The sequence below is a fragment of the Desulfobacter sp. genome (genome assembly GCF_050177295.1).
Map to the genome: position 1 here is coordinate 1 of NZ_JBFXHE010000475.1, position 3,154 is coordinate 3,154.

The 3,154-nt window shown below is 49.5% G+C and carries 5 protein-coding genes; all 5 read right to left on the reverse strand.

The genetic code is table 11. The annotated features are described in order from the left end of the window. Positions 1-294: 294 nt before the first annotated feature. Positions 295-591 (reverse strand): hypothetical protein, encoded by a 297-nt coding sequence (locus AB7U36_RS21300; protein WP_428161627.1) that lies wholly within the window; start codon positions 589-591, stop codon positions 295-297. Positions 592-593: 2 nt separating this feature from the next. Next, on the reverse strand, positions 594-1,349 hold the full coding sequence (locus tag AB7U36_RS21305) for a hypothetical protein (RefSeq protein ID WP_428161628.1): 756 nt from the start codon (positions 1,347-1,349) through the stop codon (positions 594-596). Continuing rightward, positions 1,346-1,882 (reverse strand): hypothetical protein, encoded by a 537-nt coding sequence (locus AB7U36_RS21310; protein ID WP_428161629.1) that lies wholly within the window; start codon positions 1,880-1,882, stop codon positions 1,346-1,348. The genes AB7U36_RS21305 and AB7U36_RS21310 overlap by 4 nt, the downstream gene beginning before the upstream one ends. After that, a complete protein-coding gene (locus tag AB7U36_RS21315; protein WP_428161630.1) occupies positions 1,875-2,078 on the reverse strand; it encodes a hypothetical protein in 204 nt (67 codons plus the stop codon). Before AB7U36_RS21315 ends, AB7U36_RS21310 begins: the two co-directional genes overlap by 8 nt. A 9-nt stretch (positions 2,079-2,087) precedes the next feature. Then, positions 2,088-3,154, reverse strand: a 1,067-nt coding sequence (locus tag AB7U36_RS21320) for a hypothetical protein (protein WP_428161631.1), incomplete at its 5' end; no start/stop codon positions are given.

Consider the following 3,154-nt stretch of genomic DNA (forward strand, 5'->3'; position numbering starts at 1 on the left):
CGGCTGTCCTAGAACCTTCGTCAAGCTGAATAGCCCCCGGCTGATATAATCCGGCATTATAATTGGCATCATCTTCAAGCTGCTGTTTTTTTGCCCGGTCCGCTTGATGTTGCCGGAACATGGTATTCCTTTGCCCCATGGCCTGAATATTCCCCATGGTGTTTGCAAGTTGCATAAAATCGTTTCCAGTTACTCTTCCCCACTCGTCCGGCATATTATTTATCCTTGCTTTCTTTTTTCAGTGATATTTCGGATAGCAACCAATCAAAGCAGAGCATTGCTATCCCTTCTCCATCAAGATAAAAGGTAGGCCCCGATACCTAAAACGGAACCGATACCGGTCCAGGCCCCTAAGCCAAGGCCCAAAGCGCCAGCGGTAGCTGCCGATCCAGCGGTAGCTGCCGATCCAGCAGTTGCACCAGTCAAGCTCCCTATCTGTGCTCCCATAGCCGCCCCTCCCATCCCTGCCGACACAGCCCCCCCAGCAGTATGCCCCGGATTTTTAATCCCCTTGGTCATCGCGCTATAGCTCCCTGAAGCCTGCCCCATGCCGTTTATAGCCCTGCCCATTGGATTTTCGATCTGATACATAATCAATACCCCATTGCATTGGTTAATCTGCTAAAGTTCTCTTGTTCCGCATTGGTACGGGCGCTGGTTTTAGCCCCTGCTATACCCTTTGCCCTGCTGATTGCGTTGGAAGTCCCCATGGCGGCAAAGCGGCCGGAATTCGGATTAACACCCATCCTGGCCATATCCCGGCCCATGGACATATGGGAGTTGGCAAAGGCATGTGCGGCATCGGCAGCCGCTTTGTTCGCCCGTCCTTCGACATCAACGCCTTCAAGGGATTCGCGGAAAAAGGCATTGCGGACAGGGGCTTTTTCCTCCATATACTGCATATCATCAGAAAGCTTTGCCATGGCGTATTCAGTCTGTTGGGGAAGCAAAGAAAGTGCTGCCTCATTCTGGGCAATACCGAGTTTGGTCTGGCTTGGGAAAAGCTGCTCTTCGGCAGTCATTTTCTTTATTTCATAATCTGTTTGATGGGGAATCAGAGCTGCTTCATTATCTAATTTTATGGCTTGATAATTGGTCTCATGGGGAATCAAGGCTATATTCGAATTAATCATGGCTTGCTCCATGGGCTTATAATCCGATTCCCAAAAATCAAAATTTTTCTGGGCTATGGCCTGCTGCGCCTCGGCTACGGATGCCATCCTTGCATTATATGCCGCATCAATTCCGTTGCCGCCTCCCCCTTTGGCACGGATCCCCCGGGACTCGAATGGATCGGCCTCAAGGTATCCGCCGAGGCGGATGTCAAAGGTAATCCGGTCAAAATTCATGCCTCTTTCTCCCTTGTATAATAAATGAACACCGCCTTCTCACTCATCCCCGTTTCCCCGTTGAAAATTGCATTGGGAATAACACCGTGGGTCTGCCCTCCGCACTTCAGAACAAAATTAATCGCCCGTTTATTCCAGGCCGGCACAAACCCGGTCACCAGGTCAAACACAAAACTGCCGGCATTATCTTGCATGTGAAGAACCTCATGGAGACACCATTTGCCAACATCCAGAGAGTTGCCCCAGTATGATTTAAAGATGCAGAAATGCTGTCTTGCCGTGTGGTTTTCAAACCGGTTCAGCCACGTATAGCCAATGGTTTGCGTACCATCCATGAGGATAAAAAACATTGTTCCGGGTGCCTTGGCCATGGAAAGAAATGCATCGGCTGTGGCAATGGTTCCCTCGTAGAAAACAACCGGGACCAGGCCGTCTTCCCCGGTCCTGGTGAAAAGCGCTTTGATAGTTGAATCCGCCGCCGTCCGGATGCCGTCCCGTTCCATGTATGGCAGCATGAAAAACCGGTTATTCATCTTTTTGCGTACCCTCTGTTTTTTTTAACCCTTCCAATTCCACCCGGACCTTTGTCAATTCTGCGTCCGCTTTATCCAACGCGGTCGTTAACGCCATGACCTTTTCGCGGCAGACATCCAGCTCAACCTCTTTCCCGCCGATAATTTTTAAAAGCCTTCCAACTTCAACCTGTATTTGTCCATCAATTCCAGCCATAAACACCTCCTATGCTGCGTCCTCAATTGCTTGCAGCCGCTGTTCCATATCCCCAAGCCAGTTCAAAAACTCATACTGAACGGCTGAATTTTCTTTATCAAGTTGGCGTAATGCACCTTCAATTAGTGCCACAAAGTTGCCAAGGTCTAAACCAATCTTCCCCCCCATATCGTCAGGGTCGTTCAGCATTTCTTCTATTTCTTCGTCCGTGGCCAGTTCTCCAAGGTCGTTTCTCAACGTTGACCTCAATCGACCTCTTGATGTGAAGTCATCTGGCAAGGTCTGAGGGTTCATGACGCCTGCAGCGTCTGGTTCTATCGAATGGAGAGTTTCAAGGTCGTCTATGACGTCATAGACCCTTGAAAAATTAACCACCAACCCGCCTGTGTATAAATCTGCAAACTGGCTTACACTTGTCCCAAGTGCTACAGTCCCGTTGAAGTAAGGGTAAAAACTCCCTCCTGTGTAGCCTATTGTTGAGGACAATGTTTGGAGGCGGCACTCTGTTCCGCTTAGTCCTGCAACTCCATTGTATCCCCAGACTCTGGCTGACGTATTTTGTAGAGAGATGCAGTTGCCAGTACCAGAACCACCAGATAGAACCATGCCGCTTGGGCTAAATGTAAAACGAACACCAGACGGGCTACCAACTGAACTGGTGGTAACCCACCCACCGCCGATGGACGTGATAGCGTTTTGCTGAGTCGAGTTTAAATAGCTTGAACTGGTGAATGTGGCACCATTCGCTGCATTATAAGCCACTGTGGATGCAGAGGAACCATTCACATGCGTCGTGTCGTATGCGACGTTTTGGCTTGTTTTATCAGCATCAATTGGAGGCTTTGAACCCAAAATATCGTTATACGTGATATTCAGAGTCATATTATTAAATTCAGCGGTTCCAGCCACTCCGTTGATCATCCACCCCTGGTACCCGGATATATAGTTACTGCTTCTGATTGTGTGCCCCACCAGGACCTGATTCGCGGCCAAATGTCCTGCTGTGATCCCGCCGGCCTGAATACTGCGTCCCAATAAGGTCCCGTCTATTACTGCGTTCCCGTCAATCCCAACCG

Coding starts and splice junctions, on each gene's coding strand:
- AB7U36_RS21300 (WP_428161627.1), bottom strand. CDS start 591: ATGTATCAGATCGAAAATCCAATGGGCAGGGCTATAAACGGCATGGGG.
- AB7U36_RS21305 (WP_428161628.1), bottom strand. CDS start 1,349: ATGAATTTTGACCGGATTACCTTTGACATCCGCCTCGGCGGATACCTT.
- AB7U36_RS21310 (WP_428161629.1), bottom strand. CDS start 1,882: ATGAATAACCGGTTTTTCATGCTGCCATACATGGAACGGGACGGCATC.
- AB7U36_RS21315 (WP_428161630.1), bottom strand. CDS start 2,078: ATGGCTGGAATTGATGGACAAATACAGGTTGAAGTTGGAAGGCTTTTA.